Origin of the sequence: Aeromonas sp. S12(2024) (assembly GCF_041402305.1) — a bacterium.
Lineage (GTDB): Bacteria > Pseudomonadota > Gammaproteobacteria > Enterobacterales > Aeromonadaceae > Aeromonas > Aeromonas veronii.
Window position 1 is genome coordinate 38,215 of record NZ_JBGLRB010000014.1, and the last position, 18,433, is coordinate 56,647.

Here is an 18,433-nt window from a genome sequence, read left to right on the forward strand (position 1 = left end):
CGATAAGGTTATTGGTGGCGCCAGCGCTGGGTGCGATCCAGCAGGGCGCGACTTAAAAAGAGCTGGAGCAGCTTGACGGTGGCGGCGGCCAGCAGGATCAGGGTGGCCATGGCGGCGGCCGCGGCGGTATCGCCGGAATCCTCCATGTTGAGCACGGCGATGGAGGCGAGCACGCTGTCACTCGAATAGAGGAAGATCACCGCCGAGGTGGTGGTCATGGCGTTGACGAACAGGTAAATGAAGATCTCCAGCAGTGCGGGTAGGGAGGCGGGCAGGGTGACTCGCCAGAACGCCTTCCAGAGCGGAATGCGCAATGAGATGGCCACCAGCTCCAGCTCCTTGGGCAACTGCTTGAGGCTGGTCAGCGCCGTCATATGGCCCACGGTGTAGTAGTGGATGACGCAGGAGAGCACCATCAGCGGCAGAGTGCCGTATAGGCCGCCAAAGAGCGGATTGCCGTTGAAAAAGAAGATGTAACCGAGCCCCAGCACCATGCCGGGTACCGCCAGCGACAGCATGGCGAGCAGATGCAGCAGCTGGCGCAGCGGCGCGAAGTGGCGTCCCTTCTCCTGCGCCCAGGCCAGCACCATCACCAGCACGGTGCCGATCAGCGCGGTATAGAGGCCCAGCTGCAAGGTGTTGGTAAAGGGCTGCCAGCCATAGACGCTGTTGCTGTCAAAGGCATAGTGATCCAGCGTCAGAGCGAGGTTGTAGGGCCAGAACTGCACCAGGGAGCCGTAAACCGCCATCCCCACCAGCGCCAGAAACAGCAGGGCCCAGAGCGTGCACCAACCGAGTGCCAGCAGATCCCGCAGCCGATGGGGTTTGGGTTGATAGGGCACCGCCTTGGTGCTGCTCTGCTCCTGCATCTTGCTGCGCACTCTGTGCTCCAGCGCAAAGCTCAACAGTGCCGGCAGCAGCAGGGTGACGCTGGCAACGGCGCCCAGCGAGAAGTTCTGCATCCCGATCACCTGCCGGTAGATATCGGTAGCCAGCACGCTGTATTGGCCGCCAATCACCTTGGCCACCCCGAAGTCGCAGATGGTGAGGGTGAAGACAGCGATGGCGGCGCTGAGCAGGCCATAACGGGCGGTAGGCAGGGTGACGGTGACAAAGGTGCGCCAGCCGCTGCTGCCCAGCACCCGGGAGGCTTCATAGAGGCGGGTATCGCTTTGGCCCAGCGCCGTGGTAAGGATCATCAGGGCGTGGGGGAAGCACCAGAAGCCCAGACCAATGACGATGCCGATAGGACCGTAGATGCTCTCGCCGCCGAGCAGCCCCTTGGCGATCCCCTGATTGCCAAACCAGTAGACCAGACTGATGGCGGGCAGCAGGGAGGGCATCAACAGCGGAATAAGGCCAATGAGGCGAAACAGGCTCTTGCCCGGCATGCAGGTGCGGGTGAGGGCATAGGCGTAGCCAAAGGCGATGGTCACCACCAGCGCGGTGATCAGCACCCCGAGCCAGAGGGTGTTGCCAATGGTGCGCCCCAGATGAGGGGCGTCGAAGTAGGCGCTGAAGTTGGCAAGGCCTATCCAAAGGCCGTTCTCATCCTGCAGGCTCTTTTGCAGCATGGTGAGCAGCGGCAGCAGCAGACCGCTGCTGAGCAGGGCGATACCGAGCGCAAGCAGGATCAGTTGCAGCAGCTGATCCCGGCTCCAGCCGCGACAGAGCCGCTGCCAGCGGGCGTCTTGCCGGGCTGTCGCTGGCGGCAACAGGGAGGAGGTCGCGAAGGGGGCTGTCATGGGCGCTCTCCTTCAAACAGCTGCATCGCCCCGGCGGGCCAGTGCAGCGAGCAGCGCATGCCGCTGCGCCAGCCACCCTGTTCGTGGTGGGGCAGCTCGTGGGTCGGGCGTTCCACCAGAATTTGCTGTGGGCCCAGATAGGTGTCGGCGGTGCAGATCAGGCGCTGGGCGGTGCCGAGAAACTCCACCTGATCGATGGTTGCTTCAACGCCATGTTGGCCAAGATACGGCTCGCTCGGCGCACTCAGGGTGATTGCCTCGGGGCGGATCGCCACCTGCAATTTGCTGCCGGCTGCGGCCTGATTGGCGAGTTGCAGCGGTTGTTCGTTGAGGCGCACCTGAGTGGGGCTCAGCACCAGGGTCTCGAGGAAGTTCATGGTACCGACAAAGCTTGCCACGAAACGGCTGGCAGGCTGGTGGTAGATCTCCTGCGGGGTGCCCACCTGCACGATGCGGCCGCCCTCCATCACCACGATGCGATCGGCCATGGTCAGCGCCTCTTCCTGATCGTGGGTCACCATGATGGTGGTGATGCCAAGGCGCTGCTGCAGGGCGCGGATCTCGCTGCGAAGATGGGTGCGCACCAGCGCATCCAGCGCGCTGAGCGGTTCGTCCAGCAGCAGCAGGCCGGGGGAGAGGGCCAAGGCCCGGGCCAGCGCCACCCGCTGCTGCTGGCCGCCGGAGATCTGGCTCGGGTATTTGTGGGACTGGGCAGTGAGATCCACCAGCCCCAGCCAATGCTCCACCCGCTCCTTGATGAGATCCCGCGCCAATCCCTGATTCTCAAGGCCGAAGGCGATGTTCTGGGCAACCGTCAGGTTGGGGAAGAGAGCATAGGACTGAAACACGATGCCAAAATCGCGCTCCTGGGGCGGCAGGCGGGATATATTGCGCCCTCCTTGCCAGATCTCGCCGTTGTCCGGCAGATCCAGTCCGGCGATGGCTCTGAGAAGGGTGGTTTTGCCGCAGCCGGAGGGGCCGAGAAAGCAGATAAACTCCCCCGGCTCAATGGTCAGAGAGATCCCTTTAAGGGCCTGAAAAGCACCGAACTGCTTGTTGAGATGTTGAATGTCCAGATAGGGCTGGGTCATGGTTCGACTCGCTACTGATTTGGTATATACCAGTTTGCGGGTGAAGTGTGACGGTCAGGTGATCGGGGGATGACAGCTTGATGACAGTCAAATGAGATCGGGTCGCCAGCAAGTGGCTGGGCACTGTGCGAATGGACTAAGCATCGCTAATTGAAGGCAATACAAACTCGGGAAGCTAAAACCAAAAAGCGAAGGCCAACAGCTGTTGGCCTTCGACTGGCAGTTTATTGGCGGCGGTGTGTCTGGCGTGAACAAACCGCCGCCCTTCACGCTTACTGTTTGGCTTCGGTCTTGCCGTCGAAGCTGGCGCTCCACTGGGCCAGGATGGCGTTACGCTCGCGGGCTGCCCAGCTAAAGTCGTTGTCGATCATCTGGCCTTTGATATCCGCCGGATAGCCCGCTCTCGGTTGGGCTACATCGGGGATGGCGACCACGGCGAACGACTTGTTGTAGAGGGCGTTGGCCTGTTCGGTGGCGGCAAAGTCGAGCAGCTGTTTGGCGGCTTCCAGCTTGGGGGTGCCCTTGATGATGGCGGCAGCTTCCATATCCCAGCCCGACCCCTCTTTCGGGAACACCACCTCGATGGGGGCTCCCTTGGCCTTGAGGCTGGTAGCCGGGAAGTCGAAGGAGATACCGATCACCGTTTCACCGCTGGCGGCCAGCTTGCAGGGGGCGGAGCCCGAGTGGGTGTAACGGTCGATGTTCTGGTGCAGGCCGTTCATGAATTGCCAGCCCTGCTGCTCGCCCATGGTCTGCAGCCAGCCCGCAACGCTCAGGTAACCGGTGCCGGAGGAGCTGGGGTTGGGCATGATCACCTTGCCCTTGTAGATGGGCTTGGTGAGGTCGGCCCAGCTGGTGGGGGCCGGGATCCCCTGTTTTTCCGCCTCTACCTTGTTGAAGCAGATGGCGCTGAAGAAGGCGTCCAGACCGATCCAGTGCGGCTCGGCCTTGCTGTCGCGAAAGCGGCTGTCGAGCTTCTCCAGCCCTTTCGGTGCATAGGCATTGAGCATCTGCTGCTGATCGAGCTGCATCAGGCTGGTGGCGGCCAGTCCCCACACCACATCCGCCTTGGGCTGCGCTTTTTCTGCCAGCAAGCGGGCGGTGACCACGCCGGTGGAGTCACGCACCCACTTGATGTTGATGTCCGGATGCTGGCGTTCGAACGCGGTTTTCAGCTCGTTGAGCTGCTCCGGTTCGAAGGCGGTGTAGACGGTGAGATCGGTCGCGGCCAGTGCCGGGGCGGTCATGGCAGCCAGCACGGCGGCGGCCAGCAGATGGGTTCCCTGTTTCATCCTCTTCTCCAGTTAAATTGGTTTGGTATAAACCAGATTGGTCGAGAGAGAGGCTAGGGGATCTTTATGACGTGACCGTGACAGCCCCGTGACGTTTTGCCGTTCCTGATTTATCCGTGACTAATCCTGGGTATCCACTTCGATCTCCAGGCTGTCGTGGCGCCAGTACTCCAGATCGAAGTCGAGCACCCGGCCGTGCTGATCGAAGTTGAGTCGCTCGAGACGCAGGGCGGGCAGACCGGCGGTGGCCCCCAGCGCCTTGGCCACCTCATCCGGCAGGGCGGTGGGAAAAAAGCGCACCTGCATGCGGGCGTAGTGGAGATCGTAATGGGCCTGGTAGATCTCGGTCAGACTGCCGTTGAGATCCAGCTCCAGCAGGCCGGGCACCCGCTCTGGCAGGCAGTGGTTCTCGCAGTAGCAGATGGCGCGCCCGTTGGCGTAGCGCAGCCGTTTTAGCAGAAACAGGCTGTCGAACGGTTTGAGCTGCAGTTGCGCTATCAACGCGGGCGGCACCGCCTGGCGGCTTTTCTCCAGCAGCTTGGTACGCGGCTCACCCCCTTGCTCCCGCACTATCTGGTGAAAGTTGGAGGTGCGTCTGGGGTTCAAGCGAAAGCGCGGCGGGGTGACGAACCAGCCGCGGCGATCCTCCCGATAGATAAGGCCGTTCGCCTCCAGCTGCACCAGTGCCTCGCGGATGGTAACCCGGGTGGTGCCATAGAGTTCCCCCAGCAGCCGCTCGGAGGGGAGCTTGTCGTTGGGGGCCAGACCCCCCGCCAGGATCTGGTTGGCGAGGGCATCCTTGATCTGCAGATATTGCGGTTTGCTCATGAAAATCCCTGGTTTTGCAATAAGTTGTGCAATGGGCTGGGCACAGGGCAGGTCATCTGCCCGATCGTTACACGGCAACATCAACATGCGTTGGTAGATACCAGCATCGCCCCTGCTGTTCAGGCTTCCTAGATTATCGCGATCCTGGCGCTGAAAATGAATTTTTTGTTGCACGTAGCCCCACCCCTTTGACCTTGGCGGGGCAGTTACCCACAATGCGCTCATTCTGGTATATACCAAAAGGAGTGAAGTCATGACCCATATTCCTGCGGCCCCCGCCGCCGTCGATTACCTGCTGCTGACCCCGGGCCCCCTCTCGACCACCGCCACGGTGCGCGCCGCCATGCTGCAAGACAGCTGCACCTGGGATGCGGACTACAACCAGGGGGTGGTGGAGCCCATCCGCCGCGAGCTGGTGCGCCTCGCCACTGGCCCGGAATATCAAAGCGACTACAGCGCCGTGCTGCTGCAGGGGAGCGGCAGCTATGTGGTGGAGAGCGTGCTGGGCTCGGCGATAGGCGTCGATGAGTGTCTGCTGATCATCAACAACGGCGCCTACGGTGCCCGCATGGGGGAGATGGCCCGCTGCCTTGGCCTGCGTCACCATGAGCTGGACTGCGGCGAGACCACCCGCCCGGAGCCCGCCGCCATCGAGGCGATGCTGGCGCGCCACCCCGAGATCACCCATCTGGCCATGGTGCATTGCGAGACCACCACCGGCATGCTCAACCCCCTTGAGGAGGTGGCTGCGCTCTGCCAGCGCCGCGGCATTCGCCTGATCGTCGATGCCATGAGCAGCTTTGGCGGTATCCCCATCGACATGGGGCGCCTTGGCATCGAGTTTCTTATCAGCTCGGCCAACAAGTGCATTCAGGGGGTACCGGGTTTTGGCTTCGTTATCGCTCGCCGCGCCGCGTTGGCGGCCTGTGCCGGGAGCGCCCGCTCGGTCTCCCTCGACCTGCATGCCCAGTGGCAGACCATGGAGCAGCAGGGGGGCAAGTGGCGCTTTACCTCGCCCACCCATACCGTGCTCGCCTTTGCCCAGGCCCTGCGTGAGCTGGACGAGGAGGGGGGCATTGAAGTCCGTCATCAGCGCTACAGCGAAAATCAGCGCACGCTGGTGGCGGGGATGGCTGCCCTCGGCTTTGCGCCGCTGCTGCCAGAACAGTGGCAATCTCCCATCATCACCGCCTTCTACTCTCCGACCCACCCTGATTACCGCTTCGCCGACTTCTACCTGCGGCTCAAGGCGCAGGGCTTTGTCATCTATCCGGGCAAGGTCTCCCAAGCAGACTGCTTCCGTATCGGCAATATCGGCGATGTGACCCCGGAGCGGGTGCGCGATCTGCTCGCCGCCATGGCCAGCGCCTGCTACTGGCAAGGGGACGCGCGATGACCAGCATGCTGGCTCAGGGTCGTGATCTGCGTGGCCGCGATTTGCATGACCATAAGCTGCACGGCAGCGGCCGCGCCGATAGCGAAGGGGATATCAACCTTGGCGAGGGGCGGGCGCGTTGGTGGGCTGACCAGAGCGAGGCGGTGCAGGCGGGATTGGCGGAGGATAGCCGCTACTTCCTCCATCAGGCACTCTCCACCCCCTGTCTGGATTTGATCGAGGGGGCGCAGGGGAGCTGGTTGACCAGCGTATCGGGCAAGCGTTACCTCGATTTTCACGGCAACAGCGTCCATCAGCTGGGCCACGGCCACCCCAGGGTGGTGGCCGCGGTGCAGCAGCAACTCGCCGATCTGCCGTTTGCGCCCCGCCGCTACACCCATCAGGTTGCCATCGATTGTGCCCGCACCCTGGCTGAACTGGCTCCCGGCGATCTCAACCGGGTACTGTTCGCCCCCGGCGGCAGCGAGGTGGTGGGGATTGCCCTGAAGCTCGCCCGTTTTATCACCGGCAACAGCAAGGTGGTATCCCTGTGGGATGCCTTTCACGGCGCCTCCCTCGATGCCATCTCGGTCGGCGGCGAGGCCTGTTTTCGCGCCGGTATGGGCCCGCTGATGGCCGGAGTGGAGCGCATCCCGCCGCCCACCCGTTATCGCGGTGTCTGGTACCGCGGGGAGGGTGATGACCTGCACTACGCCGATTATCTGGAGTACGTCATCGAGAAGGAGGGAGGGATCGGCGCCTTTATCGCCGAGCCCATCCGCAACACCGATGTGCAGGTGCCCTCGAAGGCCTACTGGCAGCGGGTGCGGGAGATCTGTGATCGCCACAAGGTGCTGTTGATCGTCGACGAGATCCCGAATGCTTTGGGCCGCACCGGCCACTGGTTCAGCTTTGAAGAGTTCGGCATCGAACCCGACATCATCTGTCTGGGCAAGGGGCTGGGGGGCGGGGTGGTACCGTTTGCAGCGCTCATCACCCGCGACCGTTTCAATCAGGCCGCAGCTATTTCGCTCGGTCACTACACCCACGAGAAGAGCCCTATCGGCTGTGCGGCGGCCCTCGCCACTATAGAGACAATCCGCGAAGCTGGATTGTTGGCAAAAGCGCAGGAGGATGGCCGTTTTATGGCGGCCGAGTTCGGCAAGTTGGCCGAACGTCACCCGCTGATCGGGCAGGTGCGCGGTATCGGTATGCTTTGGGCGCTCGATCTGGTGGTCGATCACCAGAGTCGCACCCGCAACAGCCAGGCCGCCGAGCGGCTGCTCTACCGCTGTTTGGAGCTGGGGCTCAGCTTCAAGGTCTCCCAAGGGAACGTTATTCAGCTCTCGCCACCGCTCAATATCACCCGCGCCGATCTGGTGCGCGCCATCACCATTCTCGATCGCGCTCTCGGCGAGATCGCACTTTCACCGAAACAGGAACATCACCATGACTAACTTGCAGACTGCCATCCACCCGACCACCGACGTGGAGGCGCTGATCCTCGACTGGGCCGGCACCGTCGTTGATTTCGGCTCCTTCGCCCCCACCTCCATCTTCGTCGAGGCCTTCGCCCGCGCCTATGACTTTGCTGTGACCCTGGACGAAGCACGCCAGCCCATGGGCCTTGGCAAGTGGGATCATATCGCCGCGCTGGGCCGTCTGCCCTCGGTGGATGCGCGCTGGCAGGCCCGCTTTGGCCACCCCATGAGCCACGCCGAGGTGGACCACATTTATCACACCTTTATGCCGCTGCAGATTGCCGCCGTGACCCGCTTTGCCGCCCCCATCCCCGGTGTGCTGCCGGTGCTGGACGCTCTGCGGGTGCAGGGGATGAAAATCGGCTCCTGCTCCGGTTATCCTCGTCCTGTGATGGAGGCGCTGGTACCTGCGGCGTCCGATCACGGCTATCGCCCGGATCACTGGGTCGCCACCGATGACCTCAAGGCTGGTGGTCGCCCCGGCCCCTGGATGGCGCTGGCCAACGTGATTGAGCTGGGAATAAGCGCCGTGCATCGCTGCATCAAGGTGGATGACGCCGTGCCGGGTATCAGCGAAGGGTTGAACGCGGGCATGTGGACGGTGGGATTGTCGGTTTCCGGCAACGAATTTGGTGCCACTTGGGAAGAGTTTGCCGCCATGAGCGAGGCGGAGATCGCCGCCCGGCGCGCACCGGCCGAGGCCAAACTGCGGGCGGCGGGGGCGCACTATGTGATTGATACCCTGGCCGACATCGCCCCGGTTATCGCCGATATCAACCGCCGTCTGGCCGCTGGCGAGCGGCCGTAGGCCATCTGCTTGGTCTAACAAAAGCGCTTGGCTGGCTTTAGATACAACACGCCCCCATCCGGGGGCGTGTTGCATTTACAGGGGGAAGCCGTGCGCGGTCAGCGGATATCGACCCGCATCAGGGGAGAGGGGGCGTTGTCGACAAAGTGGTGCCAGATATGGTCGTAGAGCGCCTTCTGGCCGGGGAAACTCACCAGCGCCTTGGCCTCGGCCAGAGAACACCAGCGATATTCGGTGTGCTCGTCGTTGAGGGTCACCGCCTGATTGGGCGGGCAATAGACCACAAAGACCGGCACCACCTCTATCGTATTCAGGCTACGCCTCGTAGAACTGCTCCAGATACTGGCCGTTGTAGAGTTCGGTGACCCTGATCCCCGTCTCTTCGCCAAACTCCCGAATAATGGTCTGCCAGCCGGTTTCACCCGCCTCCACCGTGCCCGCCACATGACACCAGAAGCCCCCCTTGACCCGTTTCATCACCAGCAATTTTGTTTCGCCATCGACAGTGGTAAGGGCAACGCCAGAGACGGCCTTGCAGCGAATGGGGATCATGATCTTCTCTCCGGGTTTGGGCTCTGTGATAGCCACGAACAGTGTGAAGGCGTGTTAATTGAAATACGCCTCGGCGGGCAGGCCCATGACCTCTATTTCATTCAGGCCATTTTTGGCCAGATAGTTGGCCACCAGATTGAACCCCACCCAGTAACCGGCATATTTGGGAAATGGCCGGTTATCACGGCAGTAGAAAAAGTCTAAATAGTTGAACTGCTTGCTGGATAGATGGGGCGTCATCTCTGCCAGGAGCGATTGCCAGTCATGGTGATGAGACTCCTTGAACAGCGAGGGGAGTGTGCCGCCATTGAACCTCTGCTCAAAGTAGCAGGCCAGCCCTTCAAAAATCAGGTTTTCGGCCAGTGTTTCTGCTTCCACCTTGTTCTTCTTTTGCACGATATGGTGGACTTCGTGGGCCAGCACGGCAGGCAATTCGGTGATGATCACCTCTTTGATATCAGGCCGTTCCAGATCAAGCTGGAGTTCTATCCGATACATGTTGATGGCCCAGCCACCGATACCCGAGTCGGGAGCATCCCCCTCGGCAAAAGGGCTGAAGGTGACATCCAGTTGGGAGAGATCGAACAAGGCATTCAATTTGTGCGCCGTCTCGGCAAAGACATGCCTAATGGTGTCATCGAGCCTATCGAATTTGCCCGAGTCGTTTAACAGGGTGAGTTGCATCCAGACATCCTTGTCTATTGAAAGAGAGTGCTGAACCACTTGCGTGGTCGCGGCGCCATATCACCACGATTACCCTCCTTCAATCAAGGGGTTACCCGCCCATTATGCTTGCCGTCTGGATCGCCTCGATCAGCGCGGCCCGATTGATGCGAGGGCGCTCGCCATCGAGCAGTTGCTGCCACAGGGCAATGGCCTGCCTGTAGCGGCCATGCAGGAAGTGATCGGAGGCAAGCAGCATCAGGGCGCTCACTTCCCCCGCATCTTGCTTGAAGGCACTCTCCAGCAGGCGGGTTGCCTCGGGAGTCAGCTGCTGGCCCGCCTGATAGTAGAGCACGGTGGCTTGCGCGGCTTGAGTCGCTGCGCTAGCGCCCCCCTCCAACAGAGCGAGACGCTGGTAGGCGAGCAGGGCGTTGTCATATTCACCCCGATAGAGATAGAGCTGGCCGAGCGCCGCCCAGCTGTCGAGATCGGCGGGGCTGCGCTGAAGCTTCTGATGCAGACTCCCCAGCTCCTTGTCCTGCAGATCCCGCGGGCTCAACCCCGCCAGCGGATCGGGACGGGATGCATAATCCTGCCATGCCTGATAGCGGCCGCTGCTGAAATACACAGTGGCAACGGACGCGATGGCCATGATGCCAAGCAGCAACAAGGCCCGCCCGTGCTGGTTATTGCGGCCGCGATTGTCACGCTGGCTGGCCAGTTGCGCGCGCAGGGCCAGCTCAGCCGCCGGGATGGCGTTGGCCAGGCGGGCGGCGCTCAGCTCCCTGTAGAGTGGTTGGTCGGGGGAGAGGCCTGCCTGCTCCCCATGCATGATCAGCCAATTCAATTCGCTGCGGGGATCGGCCGCAGGTTGATGAATGGGTTCAATCATTGCTCTAACGACAGGGATGGCTTGCGCCTTTGTGCGCGTCAGGCGGCGAAACAGGGTCAACAGTGCCAGCCCCAACAGCAGCGGGGGGCCGCCCCACAGCAGCGCCGTGCTGGCCTTGAAGGGGGGATCGTAGCGGACGAAATCGCCGAAGCGCTCCGTCATGCGGGCGATCACCTGCTCATCAGACTGCCCCTCGTCCACCCAGCGGTAGACCTCTAGCCGCAGATCCCGCGCGATGGGGGAGTTGGACTCTACCAGATTCTGGTTCTGGCACTGGGGGCAGCGCAGGGCGCGGGCCAATTCCTGAGCGCGGTTTTGCAGCTCGGGGTGGCGAAATTGATAGGTATCGACCCCGCTGGAATATGCAGTTGCACTCAGCAGCATGCCGAGGGCCAGCAGGGCGCAGGCAAGAGAACGGCACATCATGGCTGTGTCTCCCGAGCTGATATTGCAATAGCTGGTGCAGTAGTGGCGGCCTTTATCTGTGCGTCCGTTCGCGCCTGGTCGAGCAGGGGAGCAAACTGCCGTTGCCAGATCCCTTTGGTAAGCTCGCCGGTATGGCGGGCGAGCAGGGCACCATCGGCATCAAACAGATAGGTCTCAGGCGTGCCGTAGACGCCGAGCTCCAGCGCCAGTTTGCCGTCAGGGTCGGCCAGCACGGCGCGATAGGGGTTGCCCGCCTGGATAAGCCAGGCGCGGGCCGCATCCCCCTTGTCCCGGTAGTTGAGACCGTAGAGGGGCACTGTTGCCGCGAGCTCGTTGAGCAGCGGATGCTCGGCGCGGCAGTTGGTGCACCAGCTGGCCCAGACGTTAAGCACAAAGGGCTCGCCCCTGAGGCTGGTGGTCTGGATCTGGCTCCCGTCCAGCAGATTGTTGCTCTGCCACGCAGGCAGGGTACGCCCGAGCGTCGCCTCATCCTGGCTGTAGGGATTGTTGCCAAGGCCGAGCCAAAGCAGGGCGCCGAGGCTCAGGGTCAGCAGCAAGGGAAGAAAGAGACGCAGGCGGGATCTCATAACGCCTCCTGTTCGAGCCGGGGATGGGAGGCGCTAACCGCAACGGAACGGGAGGCAAGCAAGGGGCGACGTGCGATCAGGCGTAGGGTGCCGCCCGCCATCATCAACAGGCCGCCGAGCCAGATCCAGCGCACCAGCGGCTTGTAGTGCAGCCGCATGGCATAGGCATCTGGCCCCATCTTCTCACCCAGCACCACGTAGAGATCGCCGAGCATTCCCCACGCGATGCCCGGCTCGTTCATGTTCATGGTGCGCACGCTGTAGTGGCGCCGCTCCGGCGTCAGCCGCGCCACCTCTTTACCGTCTTTATGCACGCTAAGCGTGACGCGCTCGGCGGTATAGTTGGGGCCGATCACCGGCTCGCGCCTCTCATAACGAAACTCGAACGCGCCGAGCTGGTAGGGCTGGTTGGCACTTAGCACAGTGCCCCCCTCCTGACTGTGGTCACTCACCTGCGCGATGCCAAGGGCGCACACCGCCACCCCGAGGTGGGCCAGCGAGCTGCCAAACCGATTGAGGGTGAACTCGCGCAGCAATGTCGGTTGCATGAGCGGGAGTAACAGACTGGCCATCAGCCAGAGGCTCATCATATTGGCGAGGATGCCAATCCAGCTACCGGAAAACGATCCCTGTTCCAGATAGGCAAGGCTAATGAGCCCGCCGCCAAGCAGGCCAAACAGCGGCGGCAACAGAGCGTTTAGTCGGGAATGTGCCGCAAGCTGCTGCCAGCGCAGGCGCGGCAGCTGGGTCATCAGCGCCATCAGGCAGAGGGCCAGCGGCACGAAGATGGAATTGAAATAGGGGGCGCCCACCGAGAGCGAGCCCAGATGAAGCGACTGGAACACCATGGGGTAGAAGGTGCCGAGCAGCACGCTGGCGCAGGCCACGCAGAGCAGCAGGATGGCGGCGCCGAGCAGCCCCTCTTTTGACAGCAAGCCAAAGCGGGCATAGGGGGCGCGAATGTCTGCGCGCAGGGCAAACAGGGTGAGGGCGCAGGTCAATAGCAAACCGAGCAGCAACAAGAGGGTGAGGCCGCGGCTGGGGTCCACCGCAAAGGCGTGCACCGAGGTGAGTACCCCGGAGCGCACCACGAAGGTGCCGAGCAGGCTCAAGGCGAAGGTGAAGATGGAGAGTAACAGCACGGCGTGGCCGTAGGCGCCGCGCTTCTCGCAGACAATCAGGGCGTGCAGCAGGGCAGTGCCCAGCAGCCAGGGCAAGAGGGAGGCGTTTTCTACCGGATCCCAGAACCACCAGCCGCCCCAGCCGAGCTCGTAGTAGGCCCACCATGAGCCCAGCACGATGCCGGCGGTGAGAAATACCCAGGAGCCGAGCGCCCAGGGGCGGCTCCAGTGAGCCACGGCGCCATCGAGCCGCCCCGAGTGCAGCGCCGCCATGGCGAAGGCGAAGTTGACCGCAAAGCCGACGTAACCGAGATAGAGCAGGGGCGGGTGGATGATAAGGCCGATATCCTGCAGCATGGGGTTGAGATCGCGCCCCTCCAGCGGCCCCGGGAATTGGCGGTCAAACGGGCTGGAGAAGATCAGGGTATAGAGGCCGAAGAACCCGACGATCAGCCCCATGATGGCCAGTACTCGAGCTGTGATCAGCGGATCGACCCGCTTGGAGCAAAGGGCCACCAGAGCGCCCCACAGCCCCAACGCAAAGACGAAAAAGAGCATGGAGCCTTCATGGCCCCCCCATACCGCCGCCAGCTTGAAGCCCAGCGGCAGGGCACTGTTGGCGTGCTGGGCCACATAGCTGACGGTGAAATCATCTTGGGCAAAGCAGCTGGCGAGCAGCAGCAGGGCGGTCAATAGCAGGATGACATTGATCAGCGCCAGCGGCGTGGCGCAGCGCAGAAGGGTCGGGGAGGCGAGCCGTAATCCCAGCCAGGGCAGTGTGCCCTGGAGCAAGGAGAGTGCCGCCGCCAGCAACAGTGAGAGATAGCCGAGCTCCGCCAGCACATAACCTCCAGTCAATCTTTGATGTCATTCATGTCATGACACACACGCTGCGTCGTCTCCCTTTGGCGGAGAACATTGCCAAGCAACGGGTGTGGCATCACCAGAAATTCATTGGGCCAGCAACAAGCCAGCGCCAGTCACCCGAGGGTGGCTGGCGCTTATCCCCAGTTTCAATAACCGGTTCACGATCCGTCGTGAGAGGTCGTCAGCAAGGTAAAGAGCAGCGCAGGAACCGGAGTGTATGTGAATACATGAGGATTCCGAGCAGCACATGAGCCTTGATCACGGCCTCGCAACAGGAGCGTGAACCGGTTTTTAAACTACCGTCATCTGGCCGGCATAGAGCACGAAGTAGCGCAGCAGCAGGATCCCCACCAGGGTCAGGCTGCAGACCAGCACCAGATGGCCGTTGCGTTCCCGCAGGGGCGCCGGGGTCAGCAGGGCCAGCAGCTGGGGCAGCAGCATGCCGACCCCCACCACGCCGACCCAGAACACCTGAGCCCAGAAGCCGCTGCCGATGGCGGCCCACATGGCCACCTCTTTCTGACCGCCACCGAAGTAGAGGCCGGTAAAGAAGCAGACCAGCAGCAACGCCTCCACCGCCAGTACCGGCCGCTCGAAGCGATGCACAAAGCTCACCCCCTGGCTGTGGTGGTTCTCCTTGAAGAGCATCACCGCCAGCAAGATGGTGGAGGCGATGCCGGAGCTGATGCCCGAGACCAGAAACAGCACCGGCAGCACCGGGTTGTTCAAGAGCGGATAGGTCTTGAGTGCCGAGAGCAGAAAGCCGGTGTAGGCCCCCAGCAGCACGGCAAGCAGCAGCAAGAGCGGCGCCAGCAGCCGTTCGATGCGGGCGAGCAAGCCAATCAACCCATCCACAAAAGCGAACTTCTCTTTCAGCAACCGGCTGCGCATTGTCTCGATCTCGGTGCGAAACACCACCGCCAGCCAGGCGAACAGCACCGCCATATAGAGCTGAAACAGCATGACCCCCATCGACATCACTGAGTCGAACTGGTAGTGGAACATCAGCTTCCAGAAGGTCCAGGGGCGGGCCAGATGGAAGATGAGGATGAGTAACCCCAATATCACGCTCGCTGGCGCCAGAATGGCGGTTGCCTTGATGATGCCGTTCTCGCTGCCGGCGCCCTTGCGGCGCAGCAGCACCGAGAGGGTGGTGGCCCCGGCGGAGATGCCGAGCAGGAACAGATAGATAGCGATGGGCCAGTCCCAGACAAGTGAAGGGAAGTGAAATGCGTCATGCAACATGATCCATTCCTCCCTCTGTCACAGCAGTAGATGGCGATGGGGCAAATCCCCACACCAGCGAGGGGAAGTGAAATGCCGCTTGCATGGTCATGACGTTATCTCCCCTTTGGGCACGCGGTACATCTTGGGCGAGGTGCCGAGTGCCTGCTTGTAGCGATAGGTGGTCTCTTTCACCAGCCGTTTGGCGATGGGGCTGTCCGGATCATCCAGATTACCGAACACCAGCGCCTTGGTGGGGCAGGACTCCACGCAGGCTGGCTCCTTGCCCGCCGCCAGGTTGGTCTTGCGGCAAAAGTCGCATTTGTCCGCCACTCGGGTGACCGGGTTGATAAAGCGCACCTGATAGGGGCAGGCGGCCAGGCAATACATGCAGCCGACGCAGAGATCCGCGTCGACATCGACGATGCCATCCTCCTTGCGGATATGGGAGGCGCCGGTGGGGCAGACGTGGACGCAGGGGGCGTTGTCGCAGTGCTGGCAGGACTTGCGAAAGAAGCGGTACTCGGCATCGGGATATTCACCGACCGGGCCTGAGCGGATGATCTCGAGACGCGAGACCCCTTGTGGCACCTGATTCACCTCCCGGCAGGCGTCCATGCAGGCGGTGCAGCCGATGCAGGCCGTCTCATCGTAGATCATGCCATAACGGATCCCGTCGATGGTCTGGCTGTGGGCGAGGGGGGTAGCAAGGGAACGAGTCGGCCCCGTCATCATGATAAGGGCTCCCGCGCCCATGCCCGCCATAAAGTCACGGCGAGAGCAGCTCATGATGCCTCCTTGCCGGTAGCCGGTTTGGACTGCTCCTGCCGGGCCTTGCTGGCCTCATGCTGCTTGCTGTGGCAGTCGACGCAGAGCTTGATGCGGGATTTTTCCGGGATCCCCACCATGGGCTCCTTGGCCGGATGCAACTGGTGGCAGCTGGTGCAGGTGAGCTTGGTGGCGTGCACGTCGTGGGCCCAGAGCGCCTCGCGCAGTGGTTTGGGCTCGTGGCAGCTCATGCAGACTCCATTCTGCTCGCTGATGGGATAAAGCTTGATGCTCTCTTTATCCTTCAGGCTGTGGCTGAAGCGCATCACATCCTTGACCCCTTCCCGGTGCTGGGGGGAGGGCTGGCCGTGGCAGTTGGTGCAGGTGACCGGCGCCAGGTTGTTGGGATTGGTCGCCTGACCATGCTTGCCGTGCATTCCCTCGCTCTGCTCTTTGTGACAGTCGGTACAGGCCTTGTTGGGATTGCGTAAAAATTCCACCTCATGTGTAGCTGGAACAGGGGCTGCTGCCGGCTCGGCCGCCTGACCCTGCAGGCTGGTGAGCAGCATGGCTGCCATCAGCATCAGTCGTAAAAAATCCATCGTTAAATCACCCATAGGAAGCCTCCATCCGCTGCGGGCCTGGTCTGGCCGGGCCCGCAGGCGCCGTTACTGTGCCAGCCGTCCGGCCGCTTTGGCCTCGGCATCCCAGGCGGGGACCGTGGTCTTGAGGAACTGGGCCTTGTCGCTGTTGAACTGCTTCATATCCATGCCAAGGGCCGCTTGCGCTTTCTCCTTGGTGGAGATGTCTGGGATGGCGATTTCGTGGCTGATCCCCTTGCTGGCCAACAGGCGTGCCAGCTTGGTGCGGGCGTCAGCGGCTTTATCCAGCGCGCTGCCAAGTACCTTGAGGGCCACTTCGGGGGCGTGCATTTGCACCCCGTGGGAGGCGATGGCGTAGTCCCAGCGCCACTGGGCGTGACGGATGTCCTGCAGAATATCCTTCATCTCTGCCTCGGTGGCGCCGGCATCCCAGGCCGCCTTGGCTTCAAAGTGGGCGTGTACCAGCTGCTTCTCGACCTTCAGCTTGGTTTCGATTACCGCCTCTTTGCGCTGCTTGACGATCCCTTGCAGCATCTCCTTGCTCTGGGTGTGGCAGTTGCGGCAGGTCTGCTCGAAACGATCGAAGGGGTTCCCCACCTTGTGATCGGTGTAGACCTTGCCTTGCTCGTTCTGCACCTTGGGCATGTGACAATCGACACAGGCGACGTTGTTCTGGCCGTGAATGCCGGCGCGCCAGGTTTCGTACTCGGGGTGCTGGGCTTTCAGCATGGGGGTTTTGGAGAGGGCATGAGTCCAGTCGGCAAAACCGATTTCATCGTAATAGGCCTCCATCTGCTCAACCGTGGTGCCCTTGTCCCAGGGGAATTTGACCGCCTTGGTGGGGCCGCTGAAGTAGTATTCCACGTGGCACTGGCCGCACACCTGGGACTGCTGATCAAAGCGTCCCTGATCCTTGAACGGCTTGCCGATGGCGGTCATGGCCCGATCGGCATAGGGACGGGAGAGGTGCAGGGCAGGTTTACCCACCTTGAACTCCTTCGAGGCGGTGTCGTGGCAGTCGGCGCAGCCGATGGTGTTGACTACTTCCGGCCCACCCTTGGCCCACATCCCCTTGAAGTAGCCATCTTCACCCTTCTCGTCGATGACGCGGGCCACGTCCGGGCCTTTACAGCTCCAGCAGGCCATGGGCAGGGGGCCATCTTCGGCTGTTTTCGGGGCGCCGGTACGCAGGGTTTCGCGCACATCGGTCAGCGCATAGAAGTGGCCCCGCGGCTTGTTGTAATCCTTGGCGAAGGGGTAACCGCCCCACAGCACTACCATATTGGGATCTTCCGCCAGCGCGTCGGTGCGCTCCTTGCTCTCGCTGGTGGCTTGCCAGCTGGTGAACTGATCGGCGTGATCCTTGGCGAACAGCTCGCTGCGCGCCTCTATCTTGCCCTTGGTGGTTGCGTCATCAGCCAGTGCCCAGCCGCTGGTGCCAAGGCTGGTAGTCAGCAGCAGGGTGGCGAGGCCCAGTTTGATATGCCTGTGTTGTGAACCCACGTTTATCACTCCCAGATAAATGTTTTGGTCTCGTCTGACCCGTTCCATCTTGGTGTGGATCTTCCCCCCGTCGGGCGGGGTGGGCAGACATTCGCTTGCGGGTGAATAAAACCGCGCAATATATGATTGCTCGAGGGTTACCCTAACAAATAGGTAAATTTAATGATGATTTATCGGAGGGAGAGTTGTGCCAGATCAATTGGTGCACAGGATTGATCGCTGAAATGAGATCTGGATTAAATTTTATGGAAACTCAACTTGTTGTTAACTGCCGAGCATTCGATGGCAGGAGTTTGAACGGTACAGCTACGTACTGGCACTTTTTGCTGCTGATCCTGATTGCTGCCGTATTGTTCACAGATTCCGGCAATTACTTATGCTAAAAAATTGACTGAATATGCAAATTGTCGGTGTTGTGGTGTGAGCTTTTGACCTTCGGATTATGATCCATTTATTGAAGCTGCAGTGGATTTATCGTCAAACGACAGAAATAGTCACATGGAGTCTGATAGACCTGTTAATAAAGGTGATGGGATTGGGGTCGTCCAAATCTCATTTCATTTAAAAAGGCCTGTTAGATGCACAATCTTGTAAGTTATGGCCATTTT

The 18,433-nt window shown here is 61.5% G+C and carries 15 protein-coding genes and 1 pseudogene; 3 read left to right on the forward strand and 13 right to left on the reverse strand.

The genetic code is table 11. The annotated features are described in order from the left end of the window. Nucleotides 1–8: 8 nt before the first annotated feature. From ACB035_RS14150 to phnR, 4 genes are all read right to left on the reverse strand, one after another. The gene (locus tag ACB035_RS14150) at nt 9–1,745 is read right to left on the reverse strand and encodes a putative 2-aminoethylphosphonate ABC transporter permease subunit (protein ID WP_371167505.1); all 1,737 of its coding nucleotides are present in this window, start codon (nt 1,743–1,745) and stop codon (nt 9–11) included. After that, on the reverse strand, nt 1,742–2,836 hold the full coding sequence (locus tag ACB035_RS14155; RefSeq protein ID WP_371167506.1) for a putative 2-aminoethylphosphonate ABC transporter ATP-binding protein: 1,095 nt from the start codon (nt 2,834–2,836) through the stop codon (nt 1,742–1,744). Before ACB035_RS14155 ends, ACB035_RS14150 begins: the two co-directional genes overlap by 4 nt. A gap of 272 nt (nt 2,837–3,108) precedes the next feature. After that, on the reverse strand, nt 3,109–4,128 hold the full coding sequence (locus ACB035_RS14160; RefSeq protein WP_043824248.1) for a putative 2-aminoethylphosphonate ABC transporter substrate-binding protein: 1,020 nt from the start codon (nt 4,126–4,128) through the stop codon (nt 3,109–3,111). A 120-nt stretch (nt 4,129–4,248) separates the two neighbouring features. Next, on the reverse strand, nt 4,249–4,956 hold the full coding sequence (gene phnR, locus ACB035_RS14165) for a phosphonate utilization transcriptional regulator PhnR (RefSeq protein WP_167556589.1): 708 nt from the start codon (nt 4,954–4,956) through the stop codon (nt 4,249–4,251). 253 nt (nt 4,957–5,209) lie between these two features. Here phnR and phnW point away from each other — a divergent pair, with 253 nt between their 5' ends. From phnW to phnX, 3 genes are read left to right on the forward strand one after another with little or no spacing between them, the layout of a single operon-like run. Beyond that, complete coding sequence (gene phnW, locus ACB035_RS14170; protein ID WP_371167507.1) at nt 5,210–6,352, forward strand: 2-aminoethylphosphonate--pyruvate transaminase; 1,143 nt, start codon at nt 5,210–5,212, stop codon at nt 6,350–6,352. After that, complete coding sequence (locus ACB035_RS14175; RefSeq protein ID WP_371167508.1) at nt 6,349–7,788, forward strand: aspartate aminotransferase family protein; 1,440 nt, start codon at nt 6,349–6,351, stop codon at nt 7,786–7,788. Before phnW ends, ACB035_RS14175 begins: the two co-directional genes overlap by 4 nt. Next, complete coding sequence (gene phnX, locus ACB035_RS14180; RefSeq protein WP_371167509.1) at nt 7,781–8,620, forward strand: phosphonoacetaldehyde hydrolase; 840 nt, start codon at nt 7,781–7,783, stop codon at nt 8,618–8,620. Before ACB035_RS14175 ends, phnX begins: the two co-directional genes overlap by 8 nt. Before the next feature lie 98 nt (nt 8,621–8,718). Here phnX and ACB035_RS14185 read toward each other — a convergent pair. The 9 genes and pseudogenes from ACB035_RS14185 to nrfA all read right to left on the reverse strand — a co-directional run bounded on the left by ACB035_RS14185 (nt 8,719) and on the right by nrfA (nt 17,825). Then, nucleotides 8,719–9,172, reverse strand: a pseudogene (locus ACB035_RS14185) (NUDIX pyrophosphatase). 54 nt (nt 9,173–9,226) lie between these two features. Continuing rightward, nucleotides 9,227–9,856 carry a DUF2268 domain-containing putative Zn-dependent protease gene (locus ACB035_RS14190; protein WP_371167510.1) on the reverse strand — a complete coding sequence of 210 codons (630 nt, stop codon included), beginning with the start codon at nt 9,854–9,856 and terminating at the stop codon, nt 9,227–9,229. A gap of 91 nt (nt 9,857–9,947) precedes the next feature. Then, the gene (gene nrfF / locus ACB035_RS14195) at nt 9,948–11,153 is read right to left on the reverse strand and encodes a heme lyase NrfEFG subunit NrfF (protein WP_371167511.1); all 1,206 of its coding nucleotides are present in this window, start codon (nt 11,151–11,153) and stop codon (nt 9,948–9,950) included. Next, the gene (locus tag ACB035_RS14200; RefSeq protein ID WP_371167512.1) at nt 11,150–11,740 is read right to left on the reverse strand and encodes a DsbE family thiol:disulfide interchange protein; all 591 of its coding nucleotides are present in this window, start codon (nt 11,738–11,740) and stop codon (nt 11,150–11,152) included. The genes nrfF and ACB035_RS14200 overlap by 4 nt, the downstream gene beginning before the upstream one ends. Beyond that, entirely contained in the window at nt 11,737–13,704 is a 1,968-nt protein-coding gene (nrfE, locus tag ACB035_RS14205; protein ID WP_371167538.1) for a heme lyase NrfEFG subunit NrfE, read from the reverse strand. Before nrfE ends, ACB035_RS14200 begins: the two co-directional genes overlap by 4 nt. 315 nt (nt 13,705–14,019) lie before the next feature. Beyond that, a complete protein-coding gene (gene nrfD / locus ACB035_RS14210; RefSeq protein ID WP_371167513.1) occupies nt 14,020–14,973 on the reverse strand; it encodes a cytochrome c nitrite reductase subunit NrfD in 954 nt (317 codons plus the stop codon). An 87-nt stretch (nt 14,974–15,060) separates the two neighbouring features. Next, on the reverse strand, nt 15,061–15,741 hold the full coding sequence (gene nrfC, locus ACB035_RS14215) for a cytochrome c nitrite reductase Fe-S protein (RefSeq protein WP_159143807.1): 681 nt from the start codon (nt 15,739–15,741) through the stop codon (nt 15,061–15,063). Continuing rightward, complete coding sequence (gene nrfB / locus ACB035_RS14220; protein ID WP_371167514.1) at nt 15,738–16,337, reverse strand: cytochrome c nitrite reductase pentaheme subunit; 600 nt, start codon at nt 16,335–16,337, stop codon at nt 15,738–15,740. Before nrfB ends, nrfC begins: the two co-directional genes overlap by 4 nt. Nucleotides 16,338–16,388: 51 nt before the next feature. Continuing rightward, nucleotides 16,389–17,825, reverse strand: a complete 1,437-nt coding sequence (gene nrfA / locus ACB035_RS14225) for an ammonia-forming nitrite reductase cytochrome c552 subunit (RefSeq protein ID WP_371167515.1) — start codon at nt 17,823–17,825, stop codon at nt 16,389–16,391. Between the last annotated feature and the right edge of the window lie 608 nt (nt 17,826–18,433).

Coding starts and splice junctions, on each gene's coding strand:
- nrfD (WP_371167513.1), bottom strand. CDS start 14,973: ATGTTGCATGACGCATTTCACTTCCCTTCACTTGTCTGGGACTGGCCC.
- ACB035_RS14160 (WP_043824248.1), bottom strand. CDS start 4,128: ATGAAACAGGGAACCCATCTGCTGGCCGCCGCCGTGCTGGCTGCCATG.
- nrfB (WP_371167514.1), bottom strand. CDS start 16,337: ATGGGTGATTTAACGATGGATTTTTTACGACTGATGCTGATGGCAGCC.
- phnX (WP_371167509.1), top strand. CDS start 7,781: ATGACTAACTTGCAGACTGCCATCCACCCGACCACCGACGTGGAGGCG.
- ACB035_RS14190 (WP_371167510.1), bottom strand. CDS start 9,856: ATGCAACTCACCCTGTTAAACGACTCGGGCAAATTCGATAGGCTCGAT.
- nrfF (WP_371167511.1), bottom strand. CDS start 11,153: ATGATGTGCCGTTCTCTTGCCTGCGCCCTGCTGGCCCTCGGCATGCTG.
- ACB035_RS14150 (WP_371167505.1), bottom strand. CDS start 1,745: ATGACAGCCCCCTTCGCGACCTCCTCCCTGTTGCCGCCAGCGACAGCC.
- phnW (WP_371167507.1), top strand. CDS start 5,210: ATGACCCATATTCCTGCGGCCCCCGCCGCCGTCGATTACCTGCTGCTG.
- ACB035_RS14200 (WP_371167512.1), bottom strand. CDS start 11,740: ATGAGATCCCGCCTGCGTCTCTTTCTTCCCTTGCTGCTGACCCTGAGC.
- ACB035_RS14175 (WP_371167508.1), top strand. CDS start 6,349: ATGACCAGCATGCTGGCTCAGGGTCGTGATCTGCGTGGCCGCGATTTG.
- phnR (WP_167556589.1), bottom strand. CDS start 4,956: ATGAGCAAACCGCAATATCTGCAGATCAAGGATGCCCTCGCCAACCAG.
- ACB035_RS14155 (WP_371167506.1), bottom strand. CDS start 2,836: ATGACCCAGCCCTATCTGGACATTCAACATCTCAACAAGCAGTTCGGT.
- nrfC (WP_159143807.1), bottom strand. CDS start 15,741: ATGAGCTGCTCTCGCCGTGACTTTATGGCGGGCATGGGCGCGGGAGCC.